Origin of the sequence: Pseudomaricurvus hydrocarbonicus (assembly GCF_011602365.1) — a bacterium.
GTDB lineage: Bacteria > Pseudomonadota > Gammaproteobacteria > Pseudomonadales > Cellvibrionaceae > Pseudomaricurvus > Pseudomaricurvus hydrocarbonicus.
Genome location: NZ_JAAONZ010000020.1, coordinates 62,937 through 81,951, shown reverse-complemented (window position 1 = coordinate 81,951; position 19,015 = coordinate 62,937). Strand labels below are relative to the sequence as shown.

The following is a 19,015-nucleotide window of genomic DNA, read 5'->3' as shown; positions in this document are numbered from 1 at the left end:
ATCCCACAGTCGCTACACTCCTGTCGGTGTGATTCCCTGGTGTAACAGGAGACTGTATCGAGCGTTAATGAAAACTGGGGTACATCGAGGGTTCAAACGGTTGCAACTCGTACTGGTCCTGCAAAAAAGTGATTAAATGGGTGAGCTGAGTCACCGTCATGATGTCGTTGTAATTTCTCATTCTCGACTGCCCGTTGTCGGAGATCGCCTCTTTCTGGTAACCACTGGGCAGGCTGTGGGAGGGGTTAATGACGGACGTCACCAACTCTCCATAGGTTTGAATCCGCCTGACCTCACCGCCCAACGGAATGCTGAACTGAGGGTTGTCGGGTTGCTTGACCGTTGAATCATTGGCCAAAAAGTGGCAATCGGTACACTGCATGCCGATGAATACCTGTCTCCCCATTTGAGGATCACCCTCGGGCAGCGTAAAACCTTTTCCGGATTTCGGGCCCGTGTCGCAACCGGCCAATGACAGCAGGGAAATAAACAACACCGCATAAATCTTAGGAGTCATGCTGCCTCCATACATTTTATTCTATAAGTTAGGAAAAATTGACGAGCTACCCTTCAGACCAAGCATAGACCCAATTGCCGTCCATTGATCTAAATAATCGGGGATGGTTCGTAAAATGGCGTTGGCGGGACGGGGAAGGCACGTCATTGTCCTGAGAATATGCCATCGCACAGTGGCAAGCTTTCTCAGCAGCCGTGTTTTGTGACGACCGACGGGCGGTGAGACCGACTGGCTGTTCTTATTCCATTCACCTGTTGCAATCCAGATTAGCCGTTACGGCCGAACAGCAACGCCTCTTCAAAGAATTGAATGCCAAAACCTCGCTGAAGTGTCGCGTCCCAATGACATTGGGACGTTATGATATCAGAATTGGTAGTCAAAAAAATATTTAAAACAGCTAATTGATATTAAAAATGGGGTTCACACGGACAGTGTTAATATAGCGTCTCTTAATTTCAGCAATTCCTTCTCATTCAACCCCTTATGTGCCTTTTGTAAAAGTCGCGTCAGCTGGACTTGTTCAACTTTGGATAACTGGTTTATGTTCTGGGTAAGTTTGTTATCGTTCAGTTCAGCCACCGAGCGGTCAGCATGGGTTCGGGTCAATATCATCTTTAAAAAATCAACCGCTCGCCCGAGTAGCACAAAGGCAAAGGTTAATTCTTTGACGGGTCCTGCCGTCAAGCTCTTGCCGGCTAAAGGCACGCCTTTGATGTTTAACTTATCCGGTTTCCAGGTTGCCGCCAATGACGCCAATCCGGAAATCAGCCCCCCGGTTAGAGCCCCGGTCATTAAGGATGCACCACCGACACCAATATCAATGACAGCCCCCGCTGCAGCACCCGCCGAAGCAGATAAAGCAACGATCTTTTGACGATCGAGCCCGTATAAATACCAGTGACTGTTATCAAACAAATCCGGGTAATCCGCAATGAGCTGGGTTGCTTGGGTGTGCATTTGCGGGTGAGAGAATAATGCCTGCAATTGTATCTGCATATCAGATTCAATCTGTCGCAAGGTATTTTGATACTCGTTTTTTAACCTGTCCTGCAGTAAGGCCTGGGTAAATTCGGCAGGTACTTTTATTGTGCTTACATGGCTGAGCATGGACACGATGTGTTCTGCCACAATCAAGGATCCCTGTTCCTCAAGACGCTGATAATACTGCCTTAAAAGATTGATGGTTGACTCTATTGTGGGTCGCCAGGGTTCATACAATTCAGCGAAGGCAGACAACACCGTAAATTGCTTTTGATGGTCCGCCGTCATCGGATTAAACACCCGTACCACACTGAAAAACTGACTTAATGCGCTCTGCCATTCTTCCACATAAGCTTCACCACCAATGGGATTAATCAGTGCCATACGAGGCTGTCCAGTCCATTGCAGGATGTTCATTTCCGCCTCGAATTCCGGGGTATAGGGTAAAGAACCATCCACCACATAAATAATACCCGCACCGTTCAAAATGGGTTGCAGCAGTTCTATTTCATCATGGTATTTGGTCTGTGCCGCCTCCAGCTGTTGGGTCACAAATGCCTGTACGGTGTGTTTACGTTCTGCCGCGTTGGGTGAATGCTGCTGCAACCAGGACATCACCTGTCTGGGCCGCTGAAATCCGGGAGTGTCCACCAATGTGTATTGGGTGACGCCATCAATACTAAGATCAAAGGTTTGTGCCGAGGTCGTGGTACCAGAAATCTCGGATATCTTTACCGCATCCTGTCGGGTCAATGTCGACACAATACTGGATTTTCCCTTGTTTGGGTGTCCCACTACAGCAAAAACCGGTGTCGATACGGATCTGGACACGTCAACCACCTCTCTTCAGATCAATGTGATGACGTTGTGCAAAGTACTGCCAGGATTTCAGCTGCTGAACAAAACGTTTTTCCTCGATCTCATTGGTGTATAACACCAAGCTAACTGAAACATTATTTTGCTTCAGCAAATCAATACAATCGGCCAACTCTCCGGTGGGCGTTTGCACGGGATCGACGATCACTAAAACAGGTTTAACAAGATGACTGGCGGCAGACATTAACCATTGTTCGTCTTCATGCCAGTCACAGGTACCCAGATTTTTCACAACGGGCAGGGGAAATCCAGGTTGCTGCCAGCTGATAAGATCGACCTTGGAATCGTCAATGCTGACCCGGTCAGGCAACTCTAATTGGCCATCGAATTGTATGGGATTATGACTGGCTTGATGTGTTTGAGCCACAACGAACTGCTCAATATCACCGCTGCCTGAAATGTTTCTCTTGAGTTTATTGACAAATCGCTTGCGTAAAAAAAGTGTCAGCAGAAAACGCGGCAGGATGCCATAAACCATGATCGCCATAACCAAGGTTAACCACCAGTTTTCGTTCACGCCAGAAAGCGTTGCATTCAGCGCACTGAAACGGGTATCACTGATCAGTTCAGCTGACGGCGACGCAATGAACCAGTGCCAGGGCCAGGTGATCACCCGCATGATCCGGGTCATGGTTGCGTTATCGGTAATCAGGGTTGACGACCACCCAAATTGATAATCCTGGAAAGTAGCCAGTAAAAAGAAGGACAATAACGCGGCGAGCGAGAAGAATATGGCCACTTTCTGTGCCTGCCAAAACAACCATGGGAATAGCAAATTCTTATAGGGCAAAAAAGCCCGCAACTTAAGCTTTTTCACCAACATCATTAAGAAAGGATGCCCATGTTCACTCTGCTCTGCAGGTGACAACACGGAGAAATAGAAGCTGCTTAAGGTCAAACCAAAAGGTATAAAGGCAAACAAAGCCAACGGTATCCATACATTAATTGGCTGATTGCCGGAATAATTCAATACCCCCGCCATAGCCCCAAAACCGATGAAAGCCATCAGCAGGCTGAGCATCAGCAATACCCAGCGAGTCGTTTTGAGCACTGAAAAAGTACTCGCTGCCTGCTGTTCCCATTGAATTAAGTAAGTCGTGGCCGAGGTTGGCTGACTGTCGGTGTGTTCTGAGGCCGCCAATTTCAGTTGTTGTTGCCCCACAAACAGCCGGAAATTTAACCAGCGAAACAGTGCAGCGGTCGCCCCATCTCTAAAAAAGAATTGCAGTACTGCTTTGGAGGATAATATTGAGGCCATAATCACCGTATGTTGTCGGTTCTGATCACTGTGTGGACACAGCATTGATGTCGTTCAGCAGAGTATACCTGAGTTACTCCGTCATCATCATTCAGAACCCAAAGATAGCACCCATCAATCCCCCATTGACGATGATTTGTCAGCCTCTAGCCTCGCTCAACAGGCTCCGCGAGAAGGCATGGGAGCTGGGACAAGAACCCATGGGAGCTGAGAATGTATGGAGAGCGCCCTGAGATCCTGGCCGGAGTGAACCGGCCCCAGCGATCATTTCAGGCTGAATCAGCAGGGCAAGCAATCACTCGGCAGACCGGCCAACTTTCGACACCATGATCTCTATCTCTGTACCCGGCTCAGACGCAAATGGATCAATATGCTCTGTGCTTGTGAATATCAATTTGCCATCATATTCAATTCTGGCTCGCAGGCCATATCGCATCTTTTCCTGGATGGCACGAGGATTGTAAACCAATCGGTATTTATAGGGGCCAGAGCCATCAACGATGTGCGTATATTCGGTAATCCTTTGTGCCGGCGCATCCATCTTCGATTGATCTTCCAGGTAAACCTTTACTTCGGCACCCGGTGGCAGTGCTATACGTTCGCGATACCAGACCGTTCCCGATATCACCCGCATCAAAGAATTATCGGCTTCCTGTTTAGCCGTATCCAACGATTTTCCAGATTCATCTGAGCAAGACATCATCATCACCATCGTCAATCCAAACAAACACCATTTCAACATGTTCAACTCCTATTTATGAATGGGCGCCCGGCCTCGCATCAGTAGATAATACAACCCTCCACCGAGAAAAGCACCGATAAACCAGGCGTACTGATACAGGTCGATAAAAAATGCAGGAGCCGTCTCAATAATGCCACCCGCCACCAGAAACCCGGGGATATTCGGCATTACTGAAATCACAAATGCCACCAAAGCCATCACATTCCAGCCACGAGAGTATTCATAAGGTCCGGTTCGTTGATACAAACTCTCCAACTCCAGAATGCATTTGCGCACGAGAAAATAATCCGCAATCAAAATACCGGCAATTGGCCCCAGTAACGATGAGTAGCCGACGAGCCAAACAAACAAATACGCACCTGCGGTCTCCATCAATTTCCACGGCATTATAGCGATACCCAACACCGCGGTGATAAAACCTCCGGTGCGAAATGAAATCAGACTGGGAGCCAAATTTGAAAAACCATTGGCCGGCGCTACCACATTGGCCGCAAGATTGGTGGTGATGGTCGCGACGATGAGCAGTAACAGTCCCACCAGAGCGGTAAAGCCGCCCATGCGTCCGGCAATATCCACCGGGTCCCAAATTTGCTCACCATAGATGACCATCGTGGCCGATGTCACTGACACACTGACGAAGCCCAGCAAGGCCATAGGCAACGGCAAACCGGTGGCCTGGCCGACGATCTGGTCCGTTTGGCTTCGGGCGAAACGGGTAAAATCGGGAATATTCAAAGACAGAGTGGCCCAGTAGCCCACCATCGCGGTCAAGCCTGGCCAAAACACACTCCAAAACTGCCCTTCTTTTGCCCCGCCTTGAACAAATTCCGACGGTTGACTGAACGTACCTTGCAAGCCATCGGTATTGACATAAGCCCACCAGAACAACGCTACACCCACCAGTATTAGTAATGGAGCCGCCAACGTTTCCAGCCACTTGATCGACTCCATGCCTTTGGCCACGAAGTACACCTGCAACAACCAAAACGCCAAAAAACAGATCAACTGTGCCAAATCGATATCCAACAAAGGCAGCGGTTCACCAATAAATGCGCCTCTAAACAAACCGTTGAGAATCTGATAAATCGCAAAACCACCCACCCAGGTCTGGATACCAAACCATCCACACGCCACCAGACTGCGTAACACCCCCGGCAAACGGGCACCCACTGTGCCAAACGAGGAACGCAATAGCACCGGAAACGGGATCCCATAGCGGGTTCCGGCATGGCCAATCAATACCATGGGTATTAACACCACCACATTGCCAAGCAACAACGTTAAAATCGCTTGTATGGGCGACATCCCCTCCTGCATCAGGCCCGATGCCAACAAGTACGCCGGTACCGAAATAACCATCCCCACCCAGAGTGAGAAGATATTCAACCAGTTCCAGGTGCGTCTCTCCACGTGGGCCGGCTCAAGGTCGGGATTCCACAAAGCGTCATCCGGCTGATGCGAGGCTACCAACGTTTGATGTTCAGGAGTGTGAATCATGACCGATCTCAATGTATGAAAGGGCTTTTTACTGTCTGCGTCTCGCCATAGGATGAAAGCGTTTCCGGTTTAGCGTATCTATTCTGAGAAAGCGTGATTCAGTGTTCCTATTTTCATCTGCCACCTCGGCAATCATCCCGTTACCCGTCATTACCCACAAATACTTTCAACCTCAATGCTTTTAACCTTAATACAAACACGCCCATTCCACCGGACTTAACCCCCTATTGTCAGATTAAAGCTCTATTTTTGAAAACTTGACCTGAAGACGCCTCCTGACTTTACTTAAATTTGAAAAACGCTTTAGAAAAGTCATCAAGTTATAAAGACATTTTTTTTAAACGCAGTTTTAATTTCACAGACAGATACCCATGAAAGATAACGTTGTCGTCATAGATCATCCATTGATTCAGCACAAGTTAAGCATTATGCGTAACCGCGGCACCGCTTCGGGGAAATTTCGGCATCTGTTAAAAGAAATCAGCTTACTGATGGGATACGAGGCCACGAGGGATCTGCCAACAACTTACCGATCTATTGAAACGCCCATGGAAGCCATGGACGCCCCGGTACTTTCGGGAAAAAAGATGTGCCTGTTTTCGGTATTGCGTGCAGGTGACGGTTTGCTCTCGGGCTTACTGGAATTGGTTCCTTCAGCGAGAGTCGGGCACATAGGTTTATACCGCGACCCCAAAACCCTGGAAGCAGTGGAATATTTTTTTAAGGCACCCAAGCAACTCAATGAACGGCTGTGTCTGGTGGTGGACCCCATGCTAGCCACTGGCCACTCCGCCTCGGCGGCAATCCAAAAGGTGAAAGATCACGGAGGCAAACACATCCGTTTTATTTGCCTGCTAGCATCCCCCGAGGGACTGCAGACCTTGGCCGACCAACACCCTGATGTGAAAGTTTACACGGCCTGCATCGACAGGGCCTGCAATGACAAAGGCTACATCCTGCCCGGCATTGGGGATGCTGGTGACCGGTTATTTGGCACGTCGAATCGCGAGCATTGATTGTTTGGCCGTGACGGATCATCCTTCGCAAACAATCCGCTGTAAAACCCAATGATGAATGGGTTAAGCGGATAACTCTGCATCGGCACCTGCTGTTTTCCTGCTTTACTCCAACACCTGTCTTGAAGAGTCAAACATTGATGCGAGAGCCTGATCGCACGCTCAGTTCACCCTGGTCATAAACACTCAGCTGTCTACCCCCCATTTTTTGAAAAGCGGTTAGCTCAAGTAATAACATCAACAACACCCCAAAAATGCGCCACGGGAATTTTTATCGGCACATAAAATATGTTTTGCGAAGACACAATGCGCTGATTAAATATTATTCTCACAATTTCTGAAATCAATAAACCCTATAAAAAATAATAGGGTATATCTTTTACCGTGTTGAAACCCCAAGGAGCCTGCACACTATTCGCTGTATTTCTAAATTATTGAACTATAATTTTCCGGAGTTCGGGGCCGCATCTGGCTCTGGCACCCTTAATCATTTGTGGTCCATATCCATTGCGTCACTGGAGAAAACTATGAAACGAATCAATTGGTACCGGTGTATGAAGCTGCCCCTTTTTTTGCTGATCTTATCTGGCACGCTTGGTATTTCAACGATAGCAAGTGCTGAGGTTGGCCAGATCGATGGTCACATTTGGCAGGCGTCTTCTCTTAATGAAAAACGTGCCTATCTGATGGGCGTATCCAATGTCGTGGCCGTCAATCGCGCCATTCAGATCAAACATAATGACCTTGACCCCGATGCGGCTGTAAACCATATCGCCGCTGCCATGGACGCCAGTACAATTGATGCCGCCATTAGTCGAATTGATTCATGGTACAGATCGAACGACTCAAAGCTCGACGTCCCGGTACTCGGCGTAGTTTGGCTGGGTCTTGTCAAAGCAATGCAATGATACCCAACGACACATAAATGAGGCCTGGAAGATGAATAACTCAATGAAAGCGGTCATGTTAATACTCGCTCTGGCTATCGTATCCGGTTGCGCCGCAACCAAGGGGGCCGCGGTCGGCGCAGGCATCGGTGCCGTAGCGGGTGATGCCAGTAAGGGTGCAGCCATCGGCGCCAGTGTTGGCACCGTAGTGGGCATCATCGATTGAAAATGACCAGTGGACTAGCCGCGCTCTGGCTTCTTTCCACGGGTTGAAGTTAGAGCCATTGGGCCCAGCTATCCCTGAACTTACTGCCAGCGCGGTTTTTCCTGACCACACAGCTCTGCGGATTGTTTCGCCACACCCAAGCATGTCATTGCGCCTTTCGGTTGACCTTCAATCAACCGGAAGGCAGTCCCGGATTAGAACACATTTCGTAACCCAACTTGTGAAATTACGTCCCACAAAAGGTCCTGAGTACGCGCTGATCAGGGGTCGCAGGCATGGCATAATCCAACTTCTGCGCGTCAAACTCGAACGGGGTAGACAAAACCTCTACCAGCCGGTGAAAAGGTTCAAGATCCCCAGCGTTGCCCGCCTGAATTGCAAATTCAATCTGGTGGTTACGGGGTATGAATACCGGGTTGCAAGCATGCATACCGCGGGCAATGGCCGCAATATCTTCTGCCGTTCGCTGCGTCAGTGCCAGTAACTCATGCCAGCGCCGCACCCAGCCCTGCATTTCATCCGGAAGAGTGTAGAGACTGGCAGCGTCAATAGCGCTTTTCCCCTGTTCCGTTCGATCCCAGAATAACCACTCAGCCAATACCCGAAATCCCAGGGTAAAGTCGACTTGGTGTTTGGCCATGATTGCCAAAAGCTCCGCCACCAGTTCATTGGCTTCCTCACTGACCTGAGCAACGCCAATCTTTGCGCACATACGTTGATTGTAGTGGTAGAGAAATTGCTCTTTGAAATTGTCCAGCGCCTCCTGCACCAATTGAATCGCTTTGGTCTCGTCACTGTCGACCAGTGGTAACAGGGATTGCGCCAGCCAGGCCAGATTCCAGTGCGCAATCGGGGGTTGGTTGCTGTAAGCGTAGCGCCCAGCGTGATCAATGGAGCTAAACACGGTCTCCGGATCATAGTTTTCCATAAACGCACAAGGCCCATAATCCACGGTTTCGCCACTGACCAGCATATTATCCGTGTTCATGACACCGTGGATAAACCCGATAGACTGCCACTGTGCGATTAATTTTGCCTGTGCCTCAACAACCTGTGACAGCAACGACACGTAAGGATTAGCGGCCTGGCCAGCCTCAGGGTAGTGACGGGAAATCACGTGATCGGCCAAACGTGTTAACGAATCGAGATCCTGCCGCGCGGAAAAATATTGAAAGGTTCCCACCCGTATATGACTGCGCGCAACCCGGGTCAGAATCGCACCGGGTAAAAATTGATCACGAGCCACCTTTTCCCCCGTCGTGACGGCGGCCAGGCTACGCGTGGTCGGCACGCCCAGGACAGCCATGGCTTCACTGACAATGTACTCTCGCAACACCGGCCCCAGCGGAGAGCGACCATCCCCCATTCGGGAATAGGGTGTCTGGCCAGCACCTTTTAATTGCAGGTCATAACGATAGCCATCTTTAGCCACGACTTCGCCCAACAAAATGGCCCTGCCATCGCCAAGTTGGGGATTCCAATTGCCAAACTGATGCCCTGCATACACCGTGGCGATAGGCTCCGCGCCTGCAGGGATTGCGTTACCCGCCAGTACGGCAACACCCTCAGCACCGCGCAATTGCTCAGGGTCTATAAACAATAACTCCGCTAACGCCTCATTGATGCGAATCAAACCGGGGTGCTCGACCGCTGTCGGCAACTGCTTTGAAAACAGAGCATCCGCCACGTTGAGATAGGTATTATCAAATGGAATTTTCACTGCTGGGTTCATCACGGACATATCGCTTAACAGGTTGAGTTCTTCCGCTTACAGTAACACCGGTTACCCTTGAGAGCCACCCGGCTCGAAACGCTACGGCTTAATAAGCTCTGGCCTGCTACCGAAAAACGGTACTACTGTTGTCCCTTCTGGTAGGACCAGCCAATCAATTATTTCATAATTTTGGCACCAAAACTTTCCACTCGCCGAATCGCAACCCAGCACTCTCCCGTTTCTTCAGGCCGCCGGCTTCGATCTTGACGTACCTGGGGTGGACTCGGCCGTGCGTGGCATCGCTCGCAATTGATTGACATAAATGACTATTCATATCCAACGCTTACGATAAAGCCTGTCATTGCACAGCCGTTGATTCTGTGCCAAAAGTGACAAGTGTGGGACACCCCACATGACAAGCAACGAATGCTCACTGACAATGCCGCAGCTTTCCAGCAGGGTCTGTATTGGGTTCGCTTAAGAGACTTGTCTTAAGTAACTTGTCTTAAGAGGCCAGGCTTAACAGATGTGATTTAAAAGACAGAGTTTAAGCGATGTAATACAGGAGCCAGAATTTCAATGTCGGAAAAGACCTCAGGAGGTGAGCATCTCCAAATGCGGGATACCATCTTCATCGTATGGGGCTGATACCGGTTCAAAGCCAAATTCCCGGTAAAACTTCTCAAGATGTTGCTGAGCTGAAATACGTATCGATAAACCAGGAAACTCAACGTCAGAAAATTCAATCGCTTTATTTAACAACTGCTTTCCAATGCCTTTTCCCCTTGCTTCCAGTGTGGTCAATACTCGACCAATGGAGGGTTCCAGGTATTTAAAGCCTGGGTCCACAATACGTAAATACGCCTGAATTTCCGTGACGGTGCCCGAACCTTGTTTCAGGGCAAACAAATGCCATGACACCTTGTCCAGTTCATCGACATCCTGGTACGCACAGTTCTGCTCTACGGTAAAAACTTGTTGCCGTATTTTTAACATCTCATAGAGTTCATCCAGCGTGAGCTCTTCAAATCTCTTCCAGGTCCAATCGTACATACCATATTCTCCACCAAGTACCGTGCACCATACCCTAAGCGTCTATTTATTTACACCAAGTGCTATCGATCAGGCAGTACAGATCAAGACATGGGCAATCAGCCCTGCCAACCAGGGCAGGACTAAAATCAGGAGGAATCCGACTAGCAGCCTCAACCCCTTTATCCCTCGGGTTGACAACAGGTAATATGGAAAGGCAATTGGCCAAAAAACATACATCAGAAAATCAAAATCAAACGGTTTTTCGAAGTGCGTCGATTTAGCATCTTCAACGACCCAAAGAATCGTCAGCAAAAAAAAGATCAAGGCCCATAACACGTGTGTGGACTCGGAAATCCACTCACCCTGACAGCTGAGCACCGCCTCTACGGCGCCCACCCCCAGCGAGAGCAGCAACAAGACACCGATTAATAGATTCTTCGTATTCATTGTTTGCAGTTAACCAACGATTTAACCGGCTCCCCGCTTCCAGCCAGGAGTTGTTCACCCGTGCTCCCTTGATTACCCCGTCTACGTTGTATTCACCCAGATACGCAGTATTAAGCCATGTACTATTTGTTCACCCAATTTTTACCAATGGTTTCCAGACCGTGCTCTATCTCTTGAGCGGCTTTGAGACTGTTCTTTTCAATTTTGTCCTTAGCCTCCTGATATTCACGGCTGATTTCCTTGCTGTGTGTATTGATAAAATCCCGAGCCTCCATTTTCGCAAGGTGGGCCTGTAACTCAGCACGCTCGAATTCACCCGAGCCCTTGGCTCGGGCATTGCGCGTAAGCTCGCTGACCGTTTTGTTCAGATACATCCATTGATCACTGGCATCCATAATGGCTAAGTGTGCTTGCAAACGTGCCTCGTCGGTCTGGGTCTTCAGAGCCGCTGTCGCTTTGGCTAATGATTCATTCAATGCTTTTAATTTCGGCTTTGCTGTTTGCCAAACCTCCGCCGCCTCCTCCGACAAATCTTCGTACTGGTCTTCCAGTTTGTCGGCAATCTCTTTGAGGTATTCCTGGGACTTTTCAATAATATCTTTCATTTTATCGTTCATGGTCAGCGTCTCCACATAGGGATTAACACGATTACAACTGCAGCTCCATAAAACTACAGATCCAGTAACACTAGAGATCCCGTAAAACTACAAATCCAGTGTCCGTAAAACTACAAATCCAGTCTCCGTAAAACTATAAGTCCAGTAAAACGACAGCGCCATTACCGCTGCTCCCCGTATGAACTATAGCCACTCACTGCAGGTAATCTATGATTTCAGTCAAATGACTCCAGGTAAACCCAATTACCAACGTCTCTCACTGTTGTTAAGACCTATTCACGACAGCGAACGGCATACAAAAGGCAATCACTGCGAGCAATATCGGCTCTGGCGGTAATCATAAACAACTTTAATGGCCTGATAGGTCGCAGCTCTCCGTTGTCAGTAGAAAACCAGGCCTGTAATGCTTCATCCGCCGCCGATGCATTACGTATGTGCAATTTAGTTGCCGCGGTGGCGGTGCACCACCCCAGCAAGGTATCAGGTGTCACCACCCCAAAATTGAATTGCTCAATGTCGGCCCTCAAACTCAAATCATCCCTGGCTTGCAGGCTCTCGGCGTAGCTGAAAGTGAGGTCTGCTGCCAACTCCAGCCTCACCGGATTGTGCAGCACCTCAATGGGCCAAGGCGCGGCACTCAGGTCAAACAGATTGGATGTCGTGAAGTATCGCTGTAAACCATCAAAAGCGATTTTGTGGGCTTCTTCTTCCTGAGCCCCCCCACACTCTACCGTGACCGTCGGTACAGCCTCTTCACTCAGTTCCATCAATGCGCCCAGCTGCAAATCGGTGATGATCAGACGCTCTGTAAACAGGGAGACCAAAGCATCGTGGCGACTGTCCAGATGCACGGCCACCCCGAAGGCCGGCCCGTTGCCTGATGTATTGTGAAGATCAATTAAAGCTTCCGGCTTTTTAGTTTGAATCAATTGCATCAAGGAGCGCGCCAACTGGCCTTCCGCATCGTCATACGGCGCTTTGAAACAGCGGTTAAGATCACGCTTGCCCGGCAATTGCCGATAACGGAAAAAGGGTTCCGTCAGGGCCGCACTGATATTCATAATGGCAAGGTACATATCACACACTGGCTGCAGAGGCTGTTGCAACAAGCGGTAGATGGCATCCACCCCAGAAGGCTCGTTACCGTGCAGCAGGGTGACCACAAAGCGACAACGAGAGCGATCTGCACCAGGGACATGAATACAACAAGGTCCAGGCAATCCCTGCAGAAATTCCAGGAGGTGATTACCCAGCTGTTCGGGAATTGAAATTATCGGCAGCGGTGTCATAGATCCCCCCACTGGGCGACAGGGCAGCCCGATCTTTGATTGTGCATATACCCCAGTAGCATGGTCCGCGCAGCCTCAAGTCCTACCGGCGCCGATTTATCCAGACGATCCATTTGACGTAATTGCCACACCGCCCCCGTCTGTCCATTCGCCACTCGCTCCGCAATGACCGACAGATAACGACTAATCTCCTGAGTTGCCAGACCGGTTTTTTGCAATCCCTCTTCCGCCAACGGCAGCAGTAACTGCGCGACCTGCTGCAAAGTCTGCTCCTCCAGACAATGGCGCAACGGATTGGGCCACACCAGCTTGGCCTCTGGCCCAAATTGGGCCGCACGGTAAAAATTATACTTGGCGTAATTGAACGGCAGAGTCGGCAACAAATCATCAATCCGGTCGGCAAACGCCTCCCCCAACCCAATGTAAAAAGCCGCACTGGCCAGCATATCGGTGACGGATGGACCGGCAGGCAACACCCGCAATTCAATGCGCAGATGCCCGCCATCGGCAGTGTCATACACTGGCCTTAACCACGACCAGACAGTGTTCTGATGCATGCGCAGCTCATCCAGTCCCGGGGGCTGCCCTGCCCGCCATTGGCTCAGGTAGTCATCGTTGCCACACACCGGTAACACCAGCGGCTGGGTAGACACAGACTCCGCAAACAACTCATAGGCCGAACGCCTCAGATACCCCTGCCCCAGACTGACCCGCGCCGGTTGCCGCCACTCACCGGCGGCAGGGCGCCAGTCGACGCTGTGCTTGAACAGCGGAATTCGGGTCTCGTGCCAGAGACGGTGACCAAATAGGGAGGGCGAATTAGCCGACATCCCCAGTACAATCGGGGTCGCCAAAAGCAGTCCATTATAGAGATCGGCAAAACGCGCCGGACTGACCCGGTAATGCAATTGAAAGGACGTATTGGCGCCTTCGTAGGTGACATCACCGACCTTAATCTGCAGCGGCGGATTGCCATCAAGATCAATGTTGAACTGCCCTGACCCCAGGTTTTGCAAAGCATTGGTCAGCGCCCGGTAACGCGGCAGGTCGGTCATGTGGGCTGGGCCGAAATTGTCCCGCTGCAGGGTAGGCAGTATGCCAATGGCCACCGGCCGCGCACCAAAAGCCTGAGTGAAGCCGTCCAGGCGTGCCAGGGCGTCTTCAAAATCATTCTGCAACCTGGTGAACGGTGACGCAGAACTGATCACCGGATCGGAGTTGTATTCCAGGTTAAATCGATTCAGCTCCGGGGTGAAATGGGGGTCTGCGGCCAGCTCAAGCACTTCTTCGTTGCAGTCCACCACCCGGCCCTGGCTATTGACCAGATAGAGCTCCAGCTCCGCCCCCCAGGACGTCACATTGCCGCCAAATTGCGGGTCTCTCAACATCTCTTTGAGGGCTTTAAGGCATCCCCCGAGGCGCGCAGAGAAACGTCTGTAGTCCTCAGCGGTAAACTCCTCACTGGCGATAGCAAGCCCCATAACCCTGTACTCCCTCAGCTATTCTACTTATTGAGCTTAGGAAACAGCTGAGAGTAAGACAATGCGCCAGATCAAAGTCTGTGCCTGGATAGCCATTAAATACCCATAACAGGCAAGACCTGTAGAATCAGAGGCCAGACGACTCCAGACCTTCCAGCGACAACCTCAACACGTCCAGATACCATGAGCGGGCACTATCAGGACGCTCCGTGTATCGGCTCTTGGGGAGGGGTTATAGGGGTTATAGGGGCTATAATGGCCCGCAATGATGATCAAGGCGGGCCATTGGCTGAGGGTGGCTCAGTATCGGTATGTCGCTTGCAGGGTTAACGTCCGACCTCGGGTCGGTGTACCAATAACGTCTGCCGCCGCAATACAGCCTCCCGTCGCTGGCAGAGAGCTGCATACCGGTGATGTGGTGCCGTAAGCGCCACCGGTACCCGTACGGTCGATACCATTGACCAGATTCCGCTCGTCACTCAGGTTGCGGCCGATCAGTGCCAGTTCCCAATGATTATCTTCTGAAAAAATCCGCATTGAGGCATCCAGTTTAAAGAAGCTTTGCTGCTCAGTGTAAGGCTGGTAATCGGTACCATAGTTATACTTTCCGGAATAGAAAAGGTCTGATGAAAAGCTCATCATAAGGCCCGATGCCAATGATGTTTCGTAGTATCCCCCCACCGTAGCGGTGAATTCCGGTGCCTTGCGCAATTGTACTCCCGACAGATCCTGCGTATTGCCAAATCCGGTACTGGGATCGATGTCATTGTCACAGCCTAGCGCCTGCGACTGGGATTTATAACATTGGGCAAAAAACTCATCGAACTCCGCGTCGTTAAAGTTGGCAGTCGCGTGTAGTTCCAGGCCCGGTGCCGCTTGAGGGTAGTATTTGGTTTCGAGCTCAATGCCTCTTACCGTCGCTTCTGCCGCATTACCGGTTCCGAAAGAGCGAGCAGCGGTATCATAGGTTGCTACCTGAAGGTCTTGATAGTCGTACCAATAAGCTGTGGCGTTAAAGATGACCTGCTTATCCATCAGACTGGATTTAAGGCCCAACTCAAAGCCGGAGACCTCTTCAGGGTCGAAAGAGTTGACCCCTTTGGTGAGCACAGCGCCTGCCGTGTAGGAGCCGTCAAACCCTCCAGATTTATAGCCTTCTTTATAGGATGCAAAATACATCATGTTCTCGAAGGGTTTGTAGGTCAGGGTGACCTCCGGAGAAAAATTGCTAAAATCCAGTTTTGTGTCACCCGGATAGGTGGGCAGCCCCAGCACATCGATTGGCGTTCCTTTGAGAACCGGTGCCGGATCAAAGGGAGATTCTGCGATGATCGTATACTCGGTGACTTCCTTCGTTTCATGGGTGTATCGGCCACCGACTGAAAGCTCAATTTGCTCCGTGAAGTCGAAAAGCAGTTGCGCAAAGAAAGAGTAACTTTCCTGATCCTGACTGGTCGTCTCAAACGGCAGTTCGAAACACAGTGGACACGTCGGTGCGGCAACCGTGGGAATGACAATATAGGTATCGGTGTAGAGCTCCCGTTCCTCATAAAAACCACCCATTAAAAAATTGAACGGGCCCGAAAAGTTAGACGCCAGGCGCAGCTCTTCAGAAATCTGTTCATTTTCATAATTCACGGCATAGACATTACTCGGGGCGAGACCGTAGCCACCATTGGAAGACAGTTCCTCTTCCGCATCGTAATAGCCCGTCACGGACGTCAGGGTTAACGATTCAGTCAGGTCAAATTCTACCGTTGCCGATATCAAAGTCTGTTCACTGTCACGGTGGCCATTGCTTTTCAGCTGAGGGTTAAGGGCAAGCACTTCTCCAGGAATCTGGGAGGTTATAATCTCACCATCGTTTTTACAGTTCCCAGCAACCGGGTAGAGTTCCTGCGGATTGCCGTAAGGGCAGTGTGTAATGTCACTGAAATACGAAGTCGCACCATCAATTTCGGTGTCGGCATAGGTGCCCTTAAGAGAAATTCTCAATTCGTCAATGGGGTCGAGGGTAAAGGTGCCCCGCAAAAACATGTCTTCCTGCTGGGGAAAAGCGTCAAGGTGGGACGCCTTAATCGCATAGGGGTCATTATCCTCAGGAATTAAATGCACCGGTGAGTCAACATCAATATAGCCATCCATATCCGAGTAGTAGGCTGCCAATCGAAAACCGGCTTTTTCCGTGATCGGCCCCGAGATGGCGGCATCGACAAACCACTCTTTCGCATCGAATTCATACCCCGTGCGTAATTTCATTTCAAATTCGTCGCCAGGACTGGCCGTAGTCAGTGAGATGATGCCACCGGGGCTGTTTTTACCGAAAAACAAGGCCTGGGGACCGCGCAGGATTTCAATCTGTTGTAGATCCATTTGAGCAACGCGCAGAATTTGTGCCGTACTGATCGGGATACCATCAATATTAATCGACACGGCCTGATCGATGAACGCCTGCGACTCACCAGAGCCCACACCACGCAGGGAAATACTGCCACCTACCGCACCACCGGATTCACCAGTGACCAATCCCGGCGTCAAACTGGCAATACTGTCTATACCCGTGATGCTGTAACGATCCAGTAGGGCATCATTCAATACGGTTAAAGCCACAGGAGAATCCTGCGCGGTTTCCTGTCGCCGACGCGCGGTCACAACAATCTCTTCCAAGGAGGTAATTCTGGCTGAAGTTGAAGTATCAGGCACCGTTTGCGCCTGAACGGTGGGACCCACCATAATGCTTATAACAATGGCCAACACACTTTTATTGATTTTCATCCTGAGTTTCCCCGAGTTTATTATTTTATATTTCGAACAAACGGGCTGCTGAACCAGTGTTGTAAAAAGATGTGTTCAACAGCGAAATTGCCAATCTTATTGCTGTACAGCACTGTTCAACTACAGTGTGCAGTGTTTTCTTTTACTCTGTCAAACGGAAACATCAGTATCCATATCCACAACAACCAATAACGGTGATGAGAGGACGTTACTTAACGCATCACTCCCCAACGTTCCAAGCAGTTAGAATTTATTGACGGGTTTACCGCATTATCGGAAATTTAGCGCGCGCAGAAATTATTGGAGGCGAAATTGTACGGACAAAAAATGAGAACGTCATCAACTGGGAGCGCGCGACAGCGGCTGCACAATAGACCGTGAGATGACCAACAAAGAAGAGGCGTTCTACTCTGTTTAATGGCCGCTTTAAAAGGCAACCCGGTTCAGAGGTGAACCGGTATCAGCACCTTCTCATTCTGCCGACCTCACTCCGCTCACCGGATACTCTACCCAAAACAAACCGCGGAACTCACCAATTCTATAGCCGGTTGCACGGTCTTGTGGATACAGCAACTGGAGTTGCTCAGAGACTTCATCCGCAAGCACGTCCCCGTGACAAGTCGTACACAAGGGTTGAACCGTAATAGGTTCCACATAGCCGATACGAGCATCCGGGAGTAAGACTTCTTTAGCCCATCTGTCCGTCTTGTTTTCAAGGAAGTCATTTAAGATGGGTTGCACCCAGTCAGGAGCAACATTATTGGGATTTCTCAATCGATCACTGGTACGCCCAACCCGGATTCCATTCACGGACAGTTTCTGAGCGATACCTGGCGCCGTCATTTTACAGACGGACATCGCGTGCAAAGGCCCCTCTTTCAAGCCTGAACGGAGCGCCGTCTGCAACTCAACTTTAAACCTTGAAATAATTTCGGCGCCATCCAAACCCTTGCCACTGTCTTCGGCATAGGCTGACATCACGGTGAATAATGGTATTGATAATGCGATGAGAGACAACGCCATCACTGTTTTAGGGGTCATCACAATAACCTTTTCGGTGTCACTTTGATCGTTAAAGACTTGTCTTGATCGTTAAGTAATAGTCCTGAACATTAAGCCTGGCTACCCAAACAGTAAAATCCGTTTTAATTACCCTTCCAGTAATAACCACTGAATAATATCGCCTCGGAAAGTTATAACCAGGGTCGAACGCGGCCTTTGTAATTCACAAACTGCTGGCCAAATAACCGCTCAAGCGCCTGCTCTTCTGGCTTGATTTGAAAACAGTGAATGTAGATTATATAAAGAGCGACGAACATCAAAGACCAGGCGGATGCCAAATACACCGCCCACGCCAACATCAAAAACACAAAACCCACATACATCGGGTTTCTGGAAACCGCATACACGCCGTTGGTCACCAGCTCAGTAGCCGTATCCGGCTTTAATGGGTTGACGGTGGTCTTGGCCTTGCGAAAGGCCATGGCTCCCAAAACCAGAAAAACCAACCCTGTGATCAGCAACAGTCCCATCAGCAGGTACTTCGCAACAGCAGGAAAATCCAAGGTTGAACTGATCAAGCTCACGCCCCACATGCAGGCGCCACATAAAGCCGCAACCAGCGGAGGAGGAATTTTGTTGTGGAGAAATTTCATGA

The 19,015-nt window shown here is 50.0% G+C and carries 17 protein-coding genes; 3 read left to right on the top strand and 14 right to left on the bottom strand.

All coding sequences use genetic code 11. The features are described from left to right. Window positions 1–64 precede the first annotated feature (64 nt). The 5 genes from G8770_RS19970 to G8770_RS19950 form a co-directional block, all read right to left on the bottom strand. Window positions 65–517: a cytochrome C gene (locus tag G8770_RS19970; RefSeq protein WP_208022402.1), complete on the bottom strand. Its 453-nt coding sequence runs from the start codon at window positions 515–517 to the stop codon at window positions 65–67. Between the two features lie 420 nt (window positions 518–937). Further along, a complete protein-coding gene (locus G8770_RS19965; RefSeq protein WP_167191236.1) occupies window positions 938–2,329 on the bottom strand; it encodes a DUF3482 domain-containing protein in 1,392 nt (463 codons plus the stop codon). A gap of 1 nt (window position 2,330) precedes the next feature. Beyond that, window positions 2,331–3,395, bottom strand: coding sequence for a DUF2868 domain-containing protein (locus G8770_RS19960; RefSeq protein ID WP_167191234.1), 1,065 nt, complete (start codon window positions 3,393–3,395; stop codon window positions 2,331–2,333). A gap of 532 nt (window positions 3,396–3,927) precedes the next feature. Then, a complete protein-coding gene (locus G8770_RS19955) occupies window positions 3,928–4,374 on the bottom strand; it encodes a YbaY family lipoprotein (protein ID WP_167191232.1) in 447 nt (148 codons plus the stop codon). Window positions 4,375–4,383: 9 nt separating this feature from the next. Further along, entirely contained in the window at window positions 4,384–5,871 is a 1,488-nt protein-coding gene (locus G8770_RS19950) for an NCS1 family nucleobase:cation symporter-1 (protein WP_167191230.1), read from the bottom strand. Between the two features lie 371 nt (window positions 5,872–6,242). Here G8770_RS19950 and upp point away from each other — a divergent pair, with 371 nt between their 5' ends. The 3 genes from upp (at window position 6,243) to G8770_RS19935 (ending at window position 8,000) form a co-directional block, all read left to right on the top strand. Continuing rightward, window positions 6,243–6,887, top strand: coding sequence for a uracil phosphoribosyltransferase (gene upp, locus G8770_RS19945; protein WP_167191228.1), 645 nt, complete (start codon window positions 6,243–6,245; stop codon window positions 6,885–6,887). 527 nt (window positions 6,888–7,414) lie between these two features. Continuing rightward, on the top strand, window positions 7,415–7,795 hold the full coding sequence (locus G8770_RS19940) for a hypothetical protein (protein ID WP_167191226.1): 381 nt from the start codon (window positions 7,415–7,417) through the stop codon (window positions 7,793–7,795). A 31-nt stretch (window positions 7,796–7,826) separates the two neighbouring features. Next, the gene (locus G8770_RS19935) at window positions 7,827–8,000 is read left to right on the top strand and encodes a YMGG-like glycine zipper-containing protein (protein ID WP_167191224.1); all 174 of its coding nucleotides are present in this window, start codon (window positions 7,827–7,829) and stop codon (window positions 7,998–8,000) included. Window positions 8,001–8,226: 226 nt separating this feature from the next. On the opposite strand, the gene G8770_RS19930 is transcribed toward G8770_RS19935, so the two are convergent. From G8770_RS19930 to G8770_RS19890, 9 genes are all read right to left on the bottom strand, one after another. Next, window positions 8,227–9,720 (bottom strand): protein adenylyltransferase SelO family protein, encoded by a 1,494-nt coding sequence (locus G8770_RS19930; RefSeq protein ID WP_208022401.1) that lies wholly within the window; start codon window positions 9,718–9,720, stop codon window positions 8,227–8,229. A 588-nt stretch (window positions 9,721–10,308) separates the two neighbouring features. Further along, window positions 10,309–10,767 (bottom strand): GNAT family N-acetyltransferase, encoded by a 459-nt coding sequence (locus tag G8770_RS19925; RefSeq protein WP_167191222.1) that lies wholly within the window; start codon window positions 10,765–10,767, stop codon window positions 10,309–10,311. 69 nt (window positions 10,768–10,836) lie between these two features. Further along, the gene (locus G8770_RS19920) at window positions 10,837–11,196 is read right to left on the bottom strand and encodes a hypothetical protein (RefSeq protein ID WP_167191220.1); all 360 of its coding nucleotides are present in this window, start codon (window positions 11,194–11,196) and stop codon (window positions 10,837–10,839) included. 122 nt (window positions 11,197–11,318) lie between these two features. Then, window positions 11,319–11,813, bottom strand: coding sequence for a hypothetical protein (locus G8770_RS19915; protein ID WP_167191218.1), 495 nt, complete (start codon window positions 11,811–11,813; stop codon window positions 11,319–11,321). A 272-nt stretch (window positions 11,814–12,085) separates the two neighbouring features. Then, window positions 12,086–13,102, bottom strand: coding sequence for a M14 family metallopeptidase (locus G8770_RS19910; RefSeq protein WP_167191216.1), 1,017 nt, complete (start codon window positions 13,100–13,102; stop codon window positions 12,086–12,088). Then, window positions 13,099–14,583 (bottom strand): glutamate-cysteine ligase family protein, encoded by a 1,485-nt coding sequence (locus tag G8770_RS19905; RefSeq protein WP_167191214.1) that lies wholly within the window; start codon window positions 14,581–14,583, stop codon window positions 13,099–13,101. Before G8770_RS19905 ends, G8770_RS19910 begins: the two co-directional genes overlap by 4 nt. Window positions 14,584–14,883: 300 nt before the next feature. Beyond that, a complete protein-coding gene (locus G8770_RS19900; RefSeq protein ID WP_167191212.1) occupies window positions 14,884–17,358 on the bottom strand; it encodes a TonB-dependent receptor in 2,475 nt (824 codons plus the stop codon). 471 nt (window positions 17,359–17,829) lie between these two features. Continuing rightward, complete coding sequence (locus G8770_RS19895) at window positions 17,830–18,399, bottom strand: Tll0287-like domain-containing protein (protein WP_167191210.1); 570 nt, start codon at window positions 18,397–18,399, stop codon at window positions 17,830–17,832. A gap of 152 nt (window positions 18,400–18,551) precedes the next feature. Next, on the bottom strand, window positions 18,552–19,013 hold the full coding sequence (locus tag G8770_RS19890; protein WP_167191208.1) for a methyltransferase family protein: 462 nt from the start codon (window positions 19,011–19,013) through the stop codon (window positions 18,552–18,554). Window positions 19,014–19,015 lie beyond the last annotated feature (2 nt).